The organism is Streptomyces sp. HUAS YS2, assembly GCF_033343995.1.
GTDB lineage: Bacteria > Actinomycetota > Actinomycetes > Streptomycetales > Streptomycetaceae > Streptomyces > Streptomyces solicathayae.
Map to the genome: position 1 here is coordinate 2,460,477 of NZ_CP137573.1, position 16,342 is coordinate 2,476,818.

Genomic DNA, 16,342 nt, shown 5'->3' on the forward strand with positions numbered 1-16,342 from the left:
GCAACCGGTGAGGACGGCGGCGACGGTCGCACCGGCCGCCGCCGACCTCGCCCGCGCCGTGCGGGGCACGGCCGTGCGGAACGTATGACTCCTACCCATGACGCACATGCTGGGGCGTACCGGCCCCGGAGAGCCGGTACGACGCGCTGCGCGCTACTCGGCCGGGTCGATCCCCGCCCGCAGGAGCCCGTACGTGAACGCGTCCTCGAGCGCCTGCCAGGACGCGGCGATCACGTTCTCGCCGACGCCGACCGTGGACCACTCGGCGTTGCCGTCGCTCGTGGTGACGAGCACCCGGGTGGTCGACTCGGTGCCGTGCCGGCCCTCCAGGATGCGGACCTTGTAGTCGATCAGGCCGAACTTGGCCAGCGGCGGGTAGATCCGCTCGAGCGCCACCCGCATCGCCCGGTCCAGGGCGTTGACCGGGCCGTTGCCCTCGGCGGTGGCGATGATCCGCTCACCCTTGGCCCACAGCTTCACGGTGGCCTCGTTGGCGTGCGTGCCGTCGGGCCGGTCCTCGACGATCGCGCGCCAGGACTCGGTACGGAAGTAGCGGCGGGACCTGCCCTCCACCTCCGCGCGCAGCAGCAGCTCGAAGGAGGCGTCGGCGGCCTCGTACGTGTAGCCCTTGAGCTCGCGCTCCTTGACCCGCTCGACGACCCGGCCGACCAGCTCGCGGTCGCCGCCGAGGTCGACGCCGAGCTCCTTGCCCTTGAGCTCGATGGAGGCCCGGCCGGCCATGTCGGAGACGAGCATCCGCATGGTGTTGCCGACCAGTTCGGGGTCGATGTGCTGGTACAGGTCCGGGTCGACCTTGATCGCGGAGGCGTGCAGCCCGGCCTTGTGCGCGAACGCGGAGACACCGACGTACGGCTGGTGCGTGGACGGCGTCAGGTTGACGACCTCGGCGATGGCGTGCGAGATCCGGGTCATCTCGGCGAGCGCGCCCTCGGGCAGCACCTTCTTGCCGTACTTGAGCTCCAGCGCGGCGACCACCGGGAAGAGGTTCGCGTTGCCGACCCGCTCGCCGTAGCCGTTGGCGGTGCACTGGACGTGCGTCGCGCCGGCGTCGACCGCGGCGAGGGTGTTGGCGACGGCGCAGCCGGTGTCGTCCTGCGTGTGGATGCCGAGCCGGGCTCCGGTGTCGGCGATGACGGTGGCGACGACGGCCTGGACCTGGGCGGGCAGCATGCCGCCGTTGGTGTCGCAGAGGATGACGACGTCGGCGCCGGCCTCGTACGCGGTGCGGACGACGTCCTTCGCGTACTGCGGGTTGGCCTTGTAGCCGTCGAAGAAGTGCTCGCAGTCGACGAAGACCCGGCGCCCCTGGGAGCGCAGGTACGAGACGGTGTCGCGGACCATCTCCAGGTTCTCGTCCAGCGTGGTGCGCAGCGCCAGCTCGACGTGCTTGTCGTGCGACTTGGCGACCAGCGTGATGACCGGCGCGCCGGATTCGAGCAGCGCCCGGACCTGCGGGTCCTCGGCGGCGTCGCCGCCGGCCCTGCGGGTGGCGCCGAAGGCGACCAGCTGGGCGTGCTTGAAGCGGATCTCCTGCTGGGCGCGGGCGAAGAACTCGGTGTCCCGCGGGTTGGCGCCGGGCCAGCCGCCCTCGATGAAGCCAACGCCGAAGTCGTCCAGGTGCCGGGCGATGGTCAGCTTGTCGGCGACGGTCAGGTTGATGCCTTCGCGCTGCGCGCCGTCGCGCAGCGTGGTGTCGAAGACGTGGAAGCTGTCGTCGACGCGCGAGGTCTCGTCGGTCTCCGTGCTCATGACTGTGTTGGCTCCTGTCGGATGTGGCTCCGGAATGTCTGGATCCACTTGCCCCCATTCTCACGCGTCGTCCGTTTCCGGCGATGGTGGGGCCGGAAAACGAAAAAACCCCTCGCGGGTGCGAGAGGTCTGCGCGCGGGTCTGGGGCACGGTGTCCACTTGCCGCGGGGGTGAAGTCGCGACTCAGTGGCCACTGCGGACCGGCGCGCTGCTGCCCATAATCATGGTGGTAGCAAGCACGGCGGCAGTCTGCCACACCCGGCGGCGGCCGTGGACCGCGGTCTCACGATGCGGGCGGCGCGCCCGGGGGCCGGGCGCGCCGCCCGCGTACGGGGGTGTCAGCCCGCCCTGACGGCCGCGGGCTCGGATGCCGGGGCCCGGTCGGCCGTGCCGACCCGGGCCAGATCGATGTCGCGGGTCTCCCGCATCGTCAGGTAGACCACCAGCGAGACGGCCGCGCAGCCCGCCACGTACCAGTAGTAGCCGGACTCGGCACCGGAGTCCTTGAACCACAGCGCCACGTACTCGGCGGTGCCGCCGAAGAGCGCGTTGGCGATGGCGTACGGCAGGGCGACGCCCAGCGCGCGCACCCCGGTCGGGAACAGCTCCGCCTTCACGCAGGCGTTGATCGAGGTGTAGCCGGTGACGACCACCAGGGCGAGGAGGGAGAGACCGAGAGCCGGCCAGAACGAGCCCGCGTGCTTGAGCATCGTCATGATCGGCACGGTCAGGAAGGTGGAGCCGAGCGCGAAGGTGATCAGCAGCGGGCGGCGGCCGATCCGGTCGGACAGCTTCCCGGCGAGCGGCTGGAGGCAGGCGAAGACGATCAGCGCACAGAAGGAGACCAGGGTCGCGGTCTGCTTGGGCAGCCCGGCGGAGTTCGACAGGTACTTCGTCAGGTAGGTGGTGTACGTGTAGTACGCGACGGTGCCGCCCATGGTGAGGGCGATGACCAGGAACGCCTCCCGCCGGTGCGCCCACAGGGCCTTGACGGTGCCCTTCTCGCCCGCCCCGACGCCGTCGTCCGCGGTCTCCTCGTAGACCTCGGTCTCCAGCATGTTGCGGCGCAGGTAGAACACGACGGCCGCGCCGAGCGCGCCGACGATGAACGGGATGCGCCAGCCCCAACTGTGCAGCGCCTCCGCGGACATGGTGCGCTGGAGCACGATCTGCAGACCGAGGCCGACGATCTGACCGGCCGTCATCGAGACGTACTGGAAGCTGGAGGCGAAGCCGCGGTGCTGCGGCGCGGAGGCCTCGGTGAGGTACGTGGCGCTGGCGGCGTACTCGCCGCCGACGGACAGGCCCTGCAACAGGCGGGCGATCAGCAGCACGGCCGCGCCGCCGTAGCCGGCGACGGCGTAGGTGGGCGCGATCGCGATCAGCACGGCGGAGGCGGACATCAGCGTGACGGTGAGGGTGAGGGCCGCCTTGCGGCCCTTGCGGTCACCGACCCGGCCGAGCAGCCAGCCGCCGACCGGCCGCATGAAGAAGCCGACGGCGAAGATGCCGGCGGTGTTCATCAGCTTGGCGGTGTCGTTGCCCTCGGGGAAGAAGGCCCCCGCGAAGTAGGTGGCGAAACTCGCGTACACGAACCAGTCGAACCACTCGACCATGTTGCCGGCCGACCCGACCCAGATCTTCTTCCAGTGATCTCGTCCCATGGACCGGAACCGTGCCGGAGGTGAGACGGGCGCAACAAGAGCGTAGCGCGCAACGATCGGGAGTACTTGCGTGCGTTACGGTCGCAGCAGCAGGTCGTTCTCGATGAACTCCCCTACGTGGTCGAGCACTTGCTCCCGACCGGTACCGGGGATGCCGACCGCGACGTGCACGCTGAAGCCGTCCAGCAGGGCGCGCATCCGGGTGGCGAACCGGTCAGGGTCGACCGGCCGGAACTCACCGCGCGAGACGCCCTCGGCGAGCAGCGCGACGAGGTCGCGGTGCCAGGCGCCCTCGATGGCGGCCTGCCGGGCGCGGGCGTCGTCGTCGGCGTTCTGCGACCGGTTCCAGACCTCCAGCCAGAGCGTCCAGTGCGGGTCGCGGGGGCCCACGGGCACGTACACGTCGACGTACCCGTCGAGCCGCTCGCGCGCCGTGCCGGGCCGGGAGAGCAGCGCGCTCCGCTCGGCCCCGAGGCGGCCCTCGCTCCACTCCAGGGTCTGCAGGAGCAGCTCGTCCTTGGTGCGGAAGTAGTAGAGCAGGTGCCCGCTGCTCATCCCGACCTCGCGCCCGAGCCCGGCCATGGTCAGCCCTTCGAGCCCGCGCTCGGCGATGGTGTCCATGGCGGCGGCGAGCACGTCCTCACGGGGCGGCGCGGCCTGATGACGCCGCCGGGTTTGCGGTGCGGACCCGCCGGACGCGTTGGTACGGGCCACCTTCTCCTCCGAGGATTGTCGATGCGCGCTCGAAGGCGAATTCGACGGCTTTTACACGATGCAAGGGCCTATGTAAGCTCCCTTTGTGCGCACAGCATACAAGTGCCGGGCCTACCCGGACTCCGAGCAGGCGGGCATCCTTGCCCGCACGTTCGGATGTGTGCGCCTGGTATGGAACAGGGCCCTCGCCGATCGCCACCGCGCGTACTACACCGAGGGAAAGCGGATCTCCTACAAGGAGGCCGACGCCGCTTTGACGGACTGGAAGAAGACTGAGGAACTGGCCTTTCTCTCAGACGTCTCCAGCGTTCCTCTCCAACAGACATTGCGTCATCAGCACGCTGCCTTCGCGAACTTCTTTGCCGGTCGGGCGAAATACCCTCGCTTCAAGTCCCGGACGGCCCGACAGTCCGCGCACTACACGCGATCCGCGTTCCGCATGCGCGACGGCCAGTTGGTGCTGGCGAAGACGACCGGGCCGTTGCCCTTCGTGTGGTCATTCGAAGATGTGGACCTGGCGACGCTCAGTCCGACGATGGTCATCGTCTCGCGGGAGCCCGACGGCCGCTGGTACGTGACGCTCGCGATCGACACCGATACTCCCGCTCCGCTCGACACGGTCGAACACTCCATCGGTGTGGATCCCGGGGTCAAGGACTTCGCCGTGACCAGCGATGGAGTGCGCATCGCCAATCCCCGGCATCTCGAACGCAAGGCGAAGAACCTGGCCCGGTATCAGCGCCGCATGTCCCGCTGTCAGAACGGCTCCGCGAACCGGGGCAAGGCGAAGGCAAGGACTGCCAGGGCCCACCGCAAGGTCCGCAATGCCCGACAGGACTTCCTGCACCGTGCCACGACGAACCTGGTGCGCAAGGCTGACACGATCGTGATCGAAGACCTGGCCGTCAGGAACATGGTGAGGAACCGCAGCCTGTCCCGGGCCATTTCGGACTGTGGCTGGGGTGAGTTCAGGCGACAGCTTGCCTACAAGTGTGAACGCGCCGGCCGCGAGTTGGTCGTGATCGACCGCTGGTACCCATCGTCCAAGACCTGCTCGACATGCGGCCACCTGCTCGCTGATCTGAAACTGAGTGCACGGCACTGGACGTGCCCCTCCTGCCGTACCCGGCACGACCGGGACATCAACGCGGCGAAGAACATCCTGGCGGCTGGTCTAGCCGTGTCAGCCTGTGGAGCTGATGTCAGACGGCGGGGATCTTCCCTTCCGCAGTCGGCGACGAAGCAGGAAGCCCTCCGGAGTGATCCGGACCGTCTCGGCGAGGCTCGGCAGTAACGTCGAGCGGGGATCAGTCAATCGTACGTTCTACCTCATGGTTCCGTCGGTGTTCCGGCCGAAGGCGGCGTCGAGGACGGCGGGCAGGTCGACCTCGGCAACCGTTGCACGCAGTTCGGCGAGGACGGCGGTGAAGTCTTCGTCGTCGATGACGCCCAGGTGCTCCTCGCGCAGGGCGCGGATCACCTCGACGAGATCGGGGCGGAGCTCCATCCAGCCGCGGGAACGCTCGATCTCGAACTCCACGTGCCCCATGAACCAGCGGACGACGTCGTACGGGATGGCGTGGTGTCCCGAGACCGGGTCGACGCACACGGTCGGCTGCCGCTCCGGGTCCTCGTCCGGCACGATCGCGGTCATGACCGTCCGCTGGTCGGCGATGTGGTCCAGTTCCAGGTACCAGGCGTCGTCCGGCACGGAGTACATGAGCTGCAGCTCGTAGGCCCGGCTCGGATGTTCGTGAAGCGGCATGGCCGCAGGCTGTCACACGGCCCGCGGCCATGACCAAGGGGTTATCGCGTTCCTCGGACCGCCGGCTGCTGCTGGGTGATGCAGTGGATGCCGCCGCCGCCCGCGAAGATCGTGCGGGCGTCGACCAGGACGACCTCGCGCTCCGGGAAGAGGTCGCGGAAGACGTTGGCCGCGATCTCGTCGTTCGGGTCGCCGAAGCCGCACAGGATCACGGCGCCGTTGCACAGGTAGTGGTTGATGTACGAGTAGTCGACCCAGTCGCCCTCCTCGTCCCTCAGGACGGTGGGGGCCGGGATCTCGACGACCTCCAGGGGGCGGCCCTGCGCGTCGGTCTGGCCGCGGAGGATCTCCACGTACGTCTGCGAGCGGACGAAGTCCGGGTGGGCCGGGTCCTGCTGGCTGTGCACGACGACGGTGCCCGGCTTGGCGAAGGCCGCGACGATGTCGACGTGGCCCTGGGTGCCGTACATGCCGTAGTCGCCGGCCAGGCCGTGCGGCAGCCAGATCGCCTTGGTGGTGCCGAGCTTGGCGTGGATCTCGGCCTCGACCTGCTCGCGGGTCCAGTCGGGGTTGCGGCCCGGGCCGAGCTGGACGGTGTCGGTCAGCAGGACCGTGCCCTCGCCGTCGACGTGGATCGCGCCGCCCTCGTTGACCAGCGGGCTGTTCAGGACGGGGACCTCCGCGAGATCCGCGACATGGCGGGCGATCTTGGAGTCGTGCTCCCAGCGGGCCCAGTCCTGGGCGCCCCAGCCGTTGAACACCCAGTCCACGGCGGCCAGGCGGCCGTCCTCGTCCGTGACGAACGTGGGGCCGATGTCGCGCATCCACGCGTCGTCCAGCTCGCGCTCGACCAGATCGACGTCCGGGCCGAGCAGCTCGCGGGCGCCCTCGCCCTGGCCGGGGCCGTGCACGACGGTCACCGGCTCGAAGCGGCGTACGGCGCGGGCGACGGACGCCCAGGCGACGCGGGCCTCGGCCAGCTCCTCGTCGTTGGTGAAGGTCGGGTTGGGGCCGGGCCAGGCCATCCAGGTGCGCTCGTGCGGGGCCCACTCGGGGGGCATGCGGAAGGTCATGGAGAGGTCCTAGGGGTGTCAGAGGAAGTACAGGCGGTTGAGGGAGATCGACTCGGCCGGCTCGGAGCGGATCGGGTCGCCGTCCAGCGACACCAGACCGGTCCGGCCGTCCACCGCGACGGCCCCCAGGCGGGAGTTCAGGAGCAGGTCGGCCGGGCCGATGCCGCGGGTGCCGCGGACCGCCACGCGCCGGCGCCGGGTCGGCATCCGGTCGGAGCCGAGGTCGACGGCGGCCTGCGCCACGAAGGCCACGGAGATCTCCGCCGGGGCCGCGCCGTGCCCGCCGAACAGCGGCCCGAGGACGAGCGGCTGGCAGGTGTCGGTGGCCGCGTTCGGGTCGCCGGTGACGCCCCAGGCCGGAAAGCCGGACTTCAGCACGAGCTGGGGCTTCGCGCCGAAGTACTCCGGCCGCCACAGGACGATGTCGGCCATCTTGCCGACCTCGACGGAGCCGACCTCGTGGGCGAGGCCGTGGGCGATCGCCGGGTTGATGGTCAGCTTGGCCATGTAGCGCAGCACGCGCGCGTTGTCGTCGTGCGCGCCGTCGCCTTCCATCGGGCCCAGTTCGGCCTTCATCTTGCCGGCCATGGCGAAGGTCCGGCGTACGGTCTCGCCGGCCCTTCCCATGCCCTGCGCGTCGGACGAGGTGATGCCGATCGCGCCGAGGTCGTGCAGGACGTCCTCCGCGCCCATCGTCCCGGCCCGGATCCGGTCGCGCGCCATCGCGGCGTCGCCCGGCAGGTCGGTCTTCAGGTCGTGGACGGAGACGATCATCCCGTAGTGCTCGGCGACGGCGTCGCGGCCGAACGGCAGTGTGGGGTTGGTGGACGAGCCGATGACGTTCGGCACGCCCGCCATCTTCAGGACGTTCGGTACGTGTCCGCCGCCGCAGCCCTCGATGTGGAAGGCGTGGATGGTCCGGCCGTCCAGGACGCTCAGGGTGTCCTCGACGGACAGGCATTCGTTCAGGCCGTCGCTGTGCAGCGCGACCTGGACGTCGTGCTCCTCGGCCACCCGCAGCGCGGTGTCCAGGGCGCGGGTGTGCGCACCCATGTCCTCGTGCACCTTGAACCCGGACGCACCGCCCTCGGCGAGCGCCTCGACCAGCGGAGCCGCGTCCGAGGAGGAGCCACGGGCCAGGAAGCCGATGTTGACGGGCCAGGCGTCGAACGCGCTGAACGCGTGCCGGAGCGCCCACGGCGAGTTGACGCCGACGCCCCAGACGGGGCCGAACTCCTGGCCGATGACGGTGGTGACGCCGCTGGCGAGCGAGGCCTCCATGATCCGCGGGGAGAGCAGGTGGACGTGGGTGTCGATGGCGCCGGCGGTGGCGATCAGGCCCTCGCCGGAGACGATCGACGTGCCGGTGCCGACGACCACGTCGACGCCGTCCAGGGTGTCCGGGTTGCCGGCCCGGCCGATGGCGTGGATCCGGCCCTCACGGATGCCGATGGACACCTTGCGGATGCCCTGGACGGCGTCGATCAGCAGGACGTTGCTGATCACGACGTCGCAGGTCTCACGGACGGCCGCGGCCTTCAGGTGCAGTCCGTCGCGGGCGGTCTTGCCGAAGCCGGCGAGGAACTCGTCCCCGGGCTTCTGCGAGTCCGACTCGACCCGGACGACGAGGCCGGAGTCGCCCAGGACGACCCGGTCACCCTCGCGGGGTCCGTGCACCGACGCGTACTCGTACGGGTCCATCAGCTGTCCTCCTTCGGGGCGTCCGCGCCCAGGTAGCCGCAGGCCGCGGCGCGCCGCAGGGCCTCGTCCTTCGCGCCGGGCGCGTCGAGCGGCCCGTCGACCAGGCCGGCGAAGCCGATCGCGATCCGGTCGCCGCCGATCGGCAGCAGGCCGACCTCGGCCTCGCCGCCCGGGTCGAAGCGGAACGAGGAGCCGGCGGGCACGCACAGCCGCATGCCGTACGCGGCGGCCCGGTCGAAGTCGAGGCGCGGGTTGGCCTCGAAGAAGTGGAAGTGGGAGGTGACGCTGACCGGGACGGCCGCGGTGTTGTGCACCCGGATCCGCACGGCGGGCTGCGGCTCGGCGTGTGCCGGGGCCGGGAGCAGCGCGCCGGGGGCCGCGTCGCCGAGGTTGCCGCCGCCGATCGGGGCGGAGACCACGGCGAGCCGGGAGCCGTCGTCGAACACGGCCTCGACGTGCACCTCGGTCACCACGTCGGCGACGCCGGGCAGCACGTCGTCGGGGCCGAGCACGGACCGGGCCGCCTCGATGGCCTCGGCGAGTCGCTTGCCGTCGCGGGCGGCCTCGCAGACCGTGTCCGCGATGAGCGCGGTCGCCTCGGGGACATTGAGCCGCAGGCCCCTGGCCCGGCGGGCCCTGGCCAGCTCGGCGGCGCCGAAGAGCAGCAGCCTGTCGCGCTCAGTGGGAGTCAGTCGCACGTCACCACACCTCCTGTTTGAACGTCACTCTAACCGGAGATTCCCTGCAGGCAAAGCATTGACGGATGCGGGTCTCTCGGGCCACATTGAACGTCGCTCGATTTTTTGAGTGACGCTCTAAACCCCGGATCCGACAGACGGCCGCTCCCCGAAGTCCACAGGTCCGGCAGCGTCCCCCGGTCCCCCGCAAGCAGGGAGAAACGCCCATGGCGATAGAACAGCGCGGAGTCGACACCATCCCCGACGAGGAACGCACCAGCGGACCGCGTGACCTCGTCTCGCTCCTGCTGGGGTCCAACCTCTGCCTGGGCGTGATCGTCTTCGGCTGGCTGCCGCCCTCGTTCGGTCTGGGCCTGTGGCCCTCCGTCACGGCGGTGGTCGCCGGCACCGTCGTCGGCATCGCGGTCACCGCACCGCTCGCGCTGGTGTCGCTGCGCACCGCGACCAACCTCTCCACGTCGAGCGGCGCCCAGTTCGGCGTACGCGGCCGGCTCGTCGGCTCGATCGTCGGGCTGCTGCTCGCCCTCGGCTACACCGCGCTGACCCTGTGGATCGGCGGCGACGTGATGGTGGGCACCCTGTCCCGCCTGGTGGGCCTGCCCGACAGCGGGCTCACCCGCGGCCTGATGTACGGCATCCTCGCCGCCTGCACGGTGGTCGGCGCCGTCTTCGGGTACCGGCTGCTGCTGCGCATGAGCAAGGTGCTGTCCGTCGGCATGACCCTGCTGCTGGCGCTCGGCTTCCTGGCCTACGCCGGCGACTTCACCACCGCCGCTCCCCCGGACACCCCGTACCTGCTCGGCTCGTTCTGGCCGACCTGGGTGCTGGCAGCCGTCGCCGCCGGACTGAGCGGCCCGGTCGCCTTCATCACCCTGCTCGGCGACTACACCCGCTACATCTCGCCGCGCCGCCACAGCTCCCGCAAGGTCTTCTGGGCCACCTGTCTGGGCCTGCTGCTCGGCCTGCTGGTGCCGCAGCTGTTCGGCACGTACACCGCGCTCGCCGCCCGCGCCGGGCTCGACTACGCGGGCCCGCTCGTCGAGGCCTCGCCGGTCTGGTACCTGGCGCCGCTGCTGCTGGCCGCCTCGGCGGGCTCCGTCGGCAACGCCGGCCTGATGCTGTACTCGATGGGCCTCGACCTGGACGCGATCCTGCCGAAGGCCACCCGCGCGAAGGCCACCCTGGTCGTCGCCGTCGTCGCCACGGTGTTCGTCTTCCTCGGCGCGTACACCTGGGACGTGCAGTCCGCGATGACGTCCTTCGTCCTGCTGCTCACCGCGATCGGCACGCCCTGGGCCGTCATCACCCTCATCGGCTACCGGCGCTGCCGCGGCGTGTACGACGCGGACGCCCTCCAGGTCTTCAACCGCCGCTCGGTGGGCGGCGCGTACTGGTACACCAACGGCTGGAACATCCCCGCCACCGTGGCCTGGGCGATCGGCGCGGGCGTCGGCCTGCTGGCGGTCTCCACCTCGGTCTACGAGGGCCCGCTGCTCGCCCTGACCGGCGGCGTGGACTGCAGCTTCGTCCTCTCCGGCCTGGTCGGCGGCCTCGCCTACCTGCTGCTGACGGCGCGCTCGTCCGGCAAGGTCCCGGCCGCCGTCGCCGAGCCGGTCGCCGAGCCTGCGGAGTCGGCCGCCTGACGGCCCTCACCCGGTCGTGACACGGGCCCGCCCCCGGTCCTCCGACCGGGGGCGGGCCCATGTGCACGCGTCGGGGCGGATCAGCCCAGCTGGTGCATCCAGCCGTGGACGTCCTCGGCCTTGCCGGTCTGGATCGCGAGCAGCGCCTCGCGCAGCTTCATGGTGACCTCGCCGGGCTCGCCGCCCGAGTGCTGCCACTCGCCCCGGGCGGACTTGACCGTGCCGACCGGGGTGATGACCGCGGCGGTGCCGCAGGCGAAGACCTCGGTGAGGGTGCCGTTCTCGGTGTCGGCCTGCCACTGGTCGATGGAGACGCGGGCCTCCTCGGACTCGTAGCCGAGGTCACCGGCGACCTTGAGCAGCGAGTCGCGGGTGATGCCGGCGAGCAGTGAACCGGTGAGGGTGGGGGTGACGATCTTCGGCTTCTCGTTGGACGCGGCCCCGTACACGAAGTACAGGTTCATGCCGCCGAGTTCCTCGACCCACTTGTGCTCGACCGCGTCGAGGTAGCAGACCTGGTCGCAGCCCTTGGCCGCCGCCTCGGCCTGCGCCAGCAGGGAGGCCGCGTAGTTGCCGCCGGTCTTGGCGTCGCCCACGCCGCCGGGGACGGCGCGGACGCGGTCCTCGGAGGCCCAGATGGAGACCGGCTTCACGCCGCCCGGGAAGTACGGGCCGGCCGGCGAGGCGATGACGACGAAGAGGTACTCGTTGGCCGGGCGGACGCCCAGGCCGACCTCGGTGGCGATCATGAACGGACGCAGGTACAGCGACTCCTCGCCGCCGTGCGCCGGCACCCACGCCTCGTCCTGCCGGACGAGGACGTCACAGGCCTCGACGAAGGTCTCCACCGGCAGCTCGGGCATGCCGAGCCGGCGCGCGGAGGACTGGAAGCGGCGGGCGTTGGCGTCCGGACGGAAGCTGGCGACGGAACCGTCGGGCCGGCGGTACGCCTTCAGGCCCTCGAAGATCTCCTGCGCGTAGTGCAGGACGTTCGTGGCCGGGTCGAGCGAGAGCGGACCGTACGGCACGAGCTGGCCGTCGTGCCAGCCGCGGCCCTCGGTCCACCGGATGGTCACCATGTGGTCGGTGAAGTGGCGGCCGAATCCGGGGTTGGCCAGGATCGCCTCGCGCTCCGCGGCGGACAGCGGGTTGGAGGAGGGCTTGAGCTCGATCGTGGGCGTCGTCATGAGTGCTTGTCCTTCACCGGTTGTGTGTGTCGGACCGCGCTCACGTCGTCGCTGCTGCTAGGACGTCCGAGCTTCTCCGCATGCCGCGGCCCCACGTTCGATTATCGCTCGTGGGGGCCGGTCGACGAAACGGGTGTGAGCGCGGCCCAGGGTTCGATGGTGGCACCCGGTGGCCGCACAGGAGAAGCCGCCGGGCGCGGTGTGCGACCCGGCGGCTTCTTCCAGTCGGCGGGTCAGCTCGCTACGCGTACCGCGAGCGCGTCGCCGATCTCTTCCGTCGTACGGGGGGTGGTGCCGCGCTCGGCGAGGTCGGCCGCGACGGCCTCCTCGATCCGGACGGCCTCGGACTCGTGGCCGAGGTGGCGCAGGAGCAGCGCGACGGACAGGACGGTGGCCGTGGGGTCGGCCTTGCCCTGGCCCGCGATGTCGGGCGCGGAGCCGTGGACCGGCTCGAACATGGACGGGAAGTCGCCGCTCGGGTTGATGTTGCCGGAGGCGGCGACGCCGATGCCGCCGGAGACGGCCGCGGCGAGGTCGGTGATGATGTCGCCGAAGAGGTTGTCGGTGACGATCACGTCGAACCGCGCCGGGTCGGTGACGAGGAAGATCGTCGCCGCGTCCACGTGCAGGTAGTCGGTGGTGACCTCGGGGTACTCCTGGGCCACCTTGTCGAAGATGTTCGTCCAGAGGTGGCCGGCGAAGGTCAGCACGTTGTTCTTGTGCACGAGCGTGAGCTTCTTGCGCGGGCGGGCCTGGGCACGGGCGAAGGCGTCCCGGACCACGCGCTCGACACCGAAGGCCGTGTTGACGGAGACCTCGGTGGCGACCTCGTGCTCGGTGCCCTTGCGGATCGTGCCGCCGTTGCCGGTGTACGGGCCCTCGGTGCCTTCGCGGACGACCACGAAGTCGATCACGGGCTGGCCCGCGAGCGGGGTGGCGACACCCGGGAGCAGCCGGGACGGCCGCAGGTTGACGTGGTGGTCGAAGGCGAAGCGGAGCTTGAGCAGGAAGCCGCGCTCCAGCACGCCGGACGGGACCGAGGGGTCGCCGATGGCGCCGAGCAGGATGGCGTCGTGCTGCTTCAGGGCGTCGAGGTCGGCGTCGGTGAGGGTCTCACCGGTGGCGTGGTAGCGCTTGGCGCCGAAGTCGAACTCCTTGGTCTCCAGCTTCACATCCTGCGGGAGGACGGCCGAGAGCACCTTGAGGCCCTGGCTCACGACCTCCTGGCCGATGCCGTCCCCGGGAATGACTGCGAGATTGATGCTGTGAGACATATCGGCACCCTACTCTTCGTCCCATCGTCTGACACTCTGACGTCCACGATGCGGACGTTCGTGTCGGACGCGTGGGCTCAGTGGCCGGTCTCGCCGCCGTTGTCGCGGCGGTCGAGGGCGCGCTGGAGGGCGGCGGCGGCGTTCTTGCGGGCGTCGTCGCCGGGACGAGTGGCGGACTGGCGGACGCGACGGGCGGTCTGAGCGGCCATGAGGGATCGACTCCTTGAGATCAGCGTGATCGAAGGCGCCGGAGGGGGCGGGGAGCGGGCCCGCAGGGGTTGCCTGCGCAGGGGCACAGCGCTCTCGACCGCCATTCGCTCGATGGAGCGAGACGTTCGGCTCCTACAAAGCTAGGACAGCTCGGGCTGTCTGTCTCCACAGTTACTCGGACTTCCTACTATCTGAGACGGCGATCGCGTCACACCGGCCCCGCACACCCAGACACCCCACCTAGATTGCATTCCTACCTAGATGGTGGTGGAATACAGCCATGGCCGCAGACCGCAGACCAAGCTGGCTCAAGGGCGTCCTCGACCTCCTCGTCCTCTCCTGCCTGACCAGCGGGGAGAGTTACGGGTACGAGATCGCCAAGGCACTCGCCGCGGCGGGCCTCGGGGAGATCAAGGGCGGGACGCTGTACCCCGTCCTGAACCGGCTGGAGGAAGCCGGCCTGGTGGAGGCCGAGTTCCGGGCCGCCGAACGCGGCCCGGGCCGCCGCTACTACCGGCTCACCGAGCAGGGCCGCGACCACCTCGCCTCCGAGAGCGGGGCCTGGCTGGACTTCCACACGGCCGTCAGAGACATGCTGCATCCAGGGGGAACGACATCATGACCACGGACACCTACTTCGACGAACTCGCCGCCGCACTGCGCACCGCAGGAGTCCCCGAGGACGAGGTCGCCGCCACCGTCGCCGACCTGGCCGGCCACCTCGCGGAGACCGGCACGGCGCCCGAGGAGGAGTTCGGCCCCGCCGCGGCCTTCGCGGCCCGGCTCGGCGGGGCGCCGGAGCCCGAGGAGCCGGAGAAGCAGGCGGAGAGCTGGACCTGGACCGCGGACATCTTCAACGACCGCCGGATGCTCGCTGTCCACGGCGACCAGGGCTGGGAGGTCGAGGGCCTGGACCACCTCGGACGGTTCGTCTGCCGCCGCGTGCCGGGCGAGGCACTGCGCTGGGAGTACCGCAGGGAGACGCTCACCGGCGCGCGCCGGGCGAGGATCCTGGCGGAACTGGGCCCGGAGGGCTGGGAGTCCTGCGGCGAGTGGATGGGCTACGGATACTTCAAGCGCCCCAAGGCGGCGGGCGAGGGACCGGAGGCGGCGCTGCACACCCTGCCCGAGGCGCCGCGGCGACGGCTGTTCCTCAGCCGCCGCGGGATGCTCATGATCGGCCTGCTGGTCGCCCTGACCGTGGGCACGGTCGGCTCGTGGGTGTCGGGGGCCGAGATCCCGACGTACTGGGTGTCGTTCCTGCTCGCGGGGACCGCGGCCTCGGGGGCGTACACCGCGAAGCTGGAGCGGGAGAAGGCCGCGCTCAAGCGCTGACCCGCCCGCCCCACCGAGCCGACCGACCAGAGCGTCCACCTAACCTCTCTCACTTCATTGACAGGTTATGTGGACGCATGATTGTCTCCTCTCGTCACCACTGAATGACACATGAGGGGTTAGGGACATGGCCGAGCAGCAGATCCACCACCGCACCGTGACCGTCCGAGGCCACGAGATCTTCTACCGGGAGGCCGGCCCGGCCGACGCGCCCGCCCTGCTCCTCCTGCACGGCTTCCCGACCAGTTCGTACATGTTCCGCGACCTGATCCCGCGGCTGGCCGGGTCCTTCCGGGTGATCGCCCCCGACCACCTCGGCTTCGGCCACTCGGCGGCCCCCTCGGCGCAGGAGTTCGACTACACCTTCGCCGAACTCGCCGCCCTGACGTCCGAGTTCACCGAGGAGATCGGCCTCGACCGGTTCGCGCTCTACATCCAGGACTACGGCGCCCCGATCGGCCTGCGCCTCGCCCTGGCCCACCCGGAGCGGATCACCGCCATCGTCACCCAGAACGGCAACGCGTACGAGGAGGGCCTCGGCGCCGAGGCCTGGGCGCCGGTGCTCGCGCTGATCGCGGACCGGAACCCGAAGACCGAGGCCCAGGTCCGCGCCATCCGCTCCCTGGACGGGATCCGCTGGCAGTACGAGACCGGCGTCCCCGCCGAGTACCGCTCCCTGCTGAACCCCGACGCCTGGCACCACGACGCCGCGCTGATGGCCCGCGAGGGCCAGGACGACATCCAGCTCGGCCTGATCGCGGACTACGGCGACAACTTCGCGCTCTACCCGGCCTTCCAGGAGTACTTCCGCACCAGCCGGGTCCCGCTGCTGGCGGTGTGGGGCGAGGGCGACGAGGTGTTCGTGCCGGCCGGCGCGGAGGCCTTCCGCCGCGACCTCCCCGACGCGGAGATCCACCTCCTCCCCACCGGCCACTTCGCCCTGGAGACCCACGCGCCGGCGATCGCCGAGCTGATCGGCGACTTCCTCACGCGGCGCGTGGGCGTCAGGCCGTAGCCCGCGGTCAGGCCGTGGCCTTCTCCAGCTGCTCGGCCACCCGCCGGACCCAGTCGGTGAACTCCTCGCGGTGGTGCGGATCGCCCCCGCACAGGGCCGCGACCTGCGCGTCCGTCATCCTGTCCGTGCCCTGCACGGTCAGCAGCCGGTGCAGCTCCGTCATCACGGACGTCATCCGCTGCGCGTCGAGATGGTCGATCGAGTCGACCCCGTGCCCGGCCTTGAGCGTCGTCGAACCAGGCATGTCGTACCTCCTCGTCGAGCCGCTCCCCCTCCCAGCAGCGTAAGCCCGC

At 70.7% G+C, this 16,342-nt stretch carries 16 protein-coding genes; 5 read left to right on the forward strand and 11 right to left on the reverse strand.

From position 1 onward, the window contains the following. Nucleotides 1-153 precede the first annotated feature (153 nt). The 3 genes from cimA to R2D22_RS11025 all read right to left on the reverse strand — a co-directional run bounded on the left by cimA (nt 154) and on the right by R2D22_RS11025 (nt 4,055). Complete coding sequence (gene cimA / locus R2D22_RS11015) at nt 154-1,770, reverse strand: citramalate synthase (RefSeq protein WP_318102907.1); 1,617 nt, start codon at nt 1,768-1,770, stop codon at nt 154-156. 338 nt (nt 1,771-2,108) lie between these two features. After that, nucleotides 2,109-3,434, reverse strand: coding sequence for an MFS transporter (locus R2D22_RS11020; protein WP_318102908.1), 1,326 nt, complete (start codon nt 3,432-3,434; stop codon nt 2,109-2,111). Nucleotides 3,435-3,509: 75 nt separating this feature from the next. Next, entirely contained in the window at nt 3,510-4,055 is a 546-nt protein-coding gene (locus R2D22_RS11025) for a TetR/AcrR family transcriptional regulator (RefSeq protein ID WP_318109711.1), read from the reverse strand. A 178-nt stretch (nt 4,056-4,233) separates the two neighbouring features. Here R2D22_RS11025 and R2D22_RS11030 point away from each other — a divergent pair, with 178 nt between their 5' ends. After that, the gene (locus tag R2D22_RS11030) at nt 4,234-5,442 is read left to right on the forward strand and encodes an RNA-guided endonuclease InsQ/TnpB family protein (protein WP_318102909.1); all 1,209 of its coding nucleotides are present in this window, start codon (nt 4,234-4,236) and stop codon (nt 5,440-5,442) included. A 30-nt stretch (nt 5,443-5,472) separates the two neighbouring features. Here the strand turns inward: R2D22_RS11030 and R2D22_RS11035 are convergent, their stop codons facing one another. Genes R2D22_RS11035 through ureA form a run of 4 tightly spaced genes read right to left on the reverse strand, consistent with a single transcriptional unit; the run spans nt 5,473 to nt 9,385 of the window. Continuing rightward, nucleotides 5,473-5,913, reverse strand: coding sequence for a hypothetical protein (locus tag R2D22_RS11035; protein WP_318102910.1), 441 nt, complete (start codon nt 5,911-5,913; stop codon nt 5,473-5,475). Between the two features lie 41 nt (nt 5,914-5,954). Continuing rightward, nucleotides 5,955-6,986 (reverse strand): agmatine deiminase family protein, encoded by a 1,032-nt coding sequence (locus tag R2D22_RS11040; protein ID WP_318102911.1) that lies wholly within the window; start codon nt 6,984-6,986, stop codon nt 5,955-5,957. Nucleotides 6,987-7,004: 18 nt separating this feature from the next. Then, nucleotides 7,005-8,687, reverse strand: a complete 1,683-nt coding sequence (locus R2D22_RS11045) for an urease subunit alpha (protein WP_318102912.1) — start codon at nt 8,685-8,687, stop codon at nt 7,005-7,007. Further along, entirely contained in the window at nt 8,687-9,385 is a 699-nt protein-coding gene (gene ureA, locus R2D22_RS11050) for an urease subunit gamma (RefSeq protein WP_318102913.1), read from the reverse strand. The genes R2D22_RS11045 and ureA overlap by 1 nt, the downstream gene beginning before the upstream one ends. Before the next feature lie 206 nt (nt 9,386-9,591). Here ureA and R2D22_RS11055 point away from each other — a divergent pair, with 206 nt between their 5' ends. Beyond that, the gene (locus R2D22_RS11055) at nt 9,592-11,028 is read left to right on the forward strand and encodes a cytosine permease (protein WP_318102914.1); all 1,437 of its coding nucleotides are present in this window, start codon (nt 9,592-9,594) and stop codon (nt 11,026-11,028) included. Between the two features lie 80 nt (nt 11,029-11,108). Here the strand turns inward: R2D22_RS11055 and R2D22_RS11060 are convergent, their stop codons facing one another. The 3 genes from R2D22_RS11060 to R2D22_RS11070 all read right to left on the reverse strand — a co-directional run bounded on the left by R2D22_RS11060 (nt 11,109) and on the right by R2D22_RS11070 (nt 13,698). Then, nucleotides 11,109-12,215, reverse strand: coding sequence for a branched-chain amino acid aminotransferase (locus R2D22_RS11060; protein WP_318102915.1), 1,107 nt, complete (start codon nt 12,213-12,215; stop codon nt 11,109-11,111). Nucleotides 12,216-12,448: 233 nt separating this feature from the next. Next, complete coding sequence (locus R2D22_RS11065) at nt 12,449-13,489, reverse strand: 3-isopropylmalate dehydrogenase (RefSeq protein ID WP_318102916.1); 1,041 nt, start codon at nt 13,487-13,489, stop codon at nt 12,449-12,451. 77 nt (nt 13,490-13,566) lie between these two features. After that, entirely contained in the window at nt 13,567-13,698 is a 132-nt protein-coding gene (locus R2D22_RS11070) for a hypothetical protein (RefSeq protein WP_318102917.1), read from the reverse strand. 281 nt (nt 13,699-13,979) lie between these two features. On the opposite strand from R2D22_RS11070, the gene R2D22_RS11075 reads away from it, so the two are divergent. The 3 genes from R2D22_RS11075 to R2D22_RS11085 all read left to right on the forward strand — a co-directional run bounded on the left by R2D22_RS11075 (nt 13,980) and on the right by R2D22_RS11085 (nt 16,049). Next, nucleotides 13,980-14,321, forward strand: coding sequence for a PadR family transcriptional regulator (locus tag R2D22_RS11075; RefSeq protein WP_318102918.1), 342 nt, complete (start codon nt 13,980-13,982; stop codon nt 14,319-14,321). Further along, nucleotides 14,318-15,034, forward strand: coding sequence for a hypothetical protein (locus tag R2D22_RS11080; protein ID WP_318102919.1), 717 nt, complete (start codon nt 14,318-14,320; stop codon nt 15,032-15,034). Before R2D22_RS11075 ends, R2D22_RS11080 begins: the two co-directional genes overlap by 4 nt. A gap of 127 nt (nt 15,035-15,161) precedes the next feature. Then, nucleotides 15,162-16,049 carry an alpha/beta fold hydrolase gene (locus R2D22_RS11085; RefSeq protein ID WP_318102920.1) on the forward strand — a complete coding sequence of 296 codons (888 nt, stop codon included), beginning with the start codon at nt 15,162-15,164 and terminating at the stop codon, nt 16,047-16,049. Nucleotides 16,050-16,056: 7 nt separating this feature from the next. Here the strand turns inward: R2D22_RS11085 and R2D22_RS11090 are convergent, their stop codons facing one another. Beyond that, nucleotides 16,057-16,293, reverse strand: a complete 237-nt coding sequence (locus tag R2D22_RS11090) for a hypothetical protein (protein WP_318102921.1) — start codon at nt 16,291-16,293, stop codon at nt 16,057-16,059. Nucleotides 16,294-16,342 lie beyond the last annotated feature (49 nt).

What these genes read in the sequence shown, in the direction of transcription:
- cimA (WP_318102907.1), bottom strand. Translation starts at nt 1,770, where the DNA reads ATGAGCACGGAGACCGACGAGACCTCGCGCGTCGACGACAGCTTCCAC.
- R2D22_RS11020 (WP_318102908.1), bottom strand. Translation starts at nt 3,434, where the DNA reads ATGGGACGAGATCACTGGAAGAAGATCTGGGTCGGGTCGGCCGGCAAC.
- R2D22_RS11025 (WP_318109711.1), bottom strand. Translation starts at nt 4,055, where the DNA reads ATGGACACCATCGCCGAGCGCGGGCTCGAAGGGCTGACCATGGCCGGG.
- R2D22_RS11035 (WP_318102910.1), bottom strand. Translation starts at nt 5,913, where the DNA reads ATGCCGCTTCACGAACATCCGAGCCGGGCCTACGAGCTGCAGCTCATG.
- R2D22_RS11040 (WP_318102911.1), bottom strand. Translation starts at nt 6,986, where the DNA reads ATGACCTTCCGCATGCCCCCCGAGTGGGCCCCGCACGAGCGCACCTGG.
- R2D22_RS11045 (WP_318102912.1), bottom strand. Translation starts at nt 8,687, where the DNA reads ATGGACCCGTACGAGTACGCGTCGGTGCACGGACCCCGCGAGGGTGAC.
- R2D22_RS11055 (WP_318102914.1), top strand. Translation starts at nt 9,592, where the DNA reads ATGGCGATAGAACAGCGCGGAGTCGACACCATCCCCGACGAGGAACGC.
- R2D22_RS11060 (WP_318102915.1), bottom strand. Translation starts at nt 12,215, where the DNA reads ATGACGACGCCCACGATCGAGCTCAAGCCCTCCTCCAACCCGCTGTCC.
- R2D22_RS11065 (WP_318102916.1), bottom strand. Translation starts at nt 13,489, where the DNA reads ATGTCTCACAGCATCAATCTCGCAGTCATTCCCGGGGACGGCATCGGC.
- R2D22_RS11070 (WP_318102917.1), bottom strand. Translation starts at nt 13,698, where the DNA reads ATGGCCGCTCAGACCGCCCGTCGCGTCCGCCAGTCCGCCACTCGTCCC.
- R2D22_RS11075 (WP_318102918.1), top strand. Translation starts at nt 13,980, where the DNA reads ATGGCCGCAGACCGCAGACCAAGCTGGCTCAAGGGCGTCCTCGACCTC.
- R2D22_RS11080 (WP_318102919.1), top strand. Translation starts at nt 14,318, where the DNA reads ATGACCACGGACACCTACTTCGACGAACTCGCCGCCGCACTGCGCACC.
- R2D22_RS11085 (WP_318102920.1), top strand. Translation starts at nt 15,162, where the DNA reads ATGGCCGAGCAGCAGATCCACCACCGCACCGTGACCGTCCGAGGCCAC.
- R2D22_RS11090 (WP_318102921.1), bottom strand. Translation starts at nt 16,293, where the DNA reads ATGCCTGGTTCGACGACGCTCAAGGCCGGGCACGGGGTCGACTCGATC.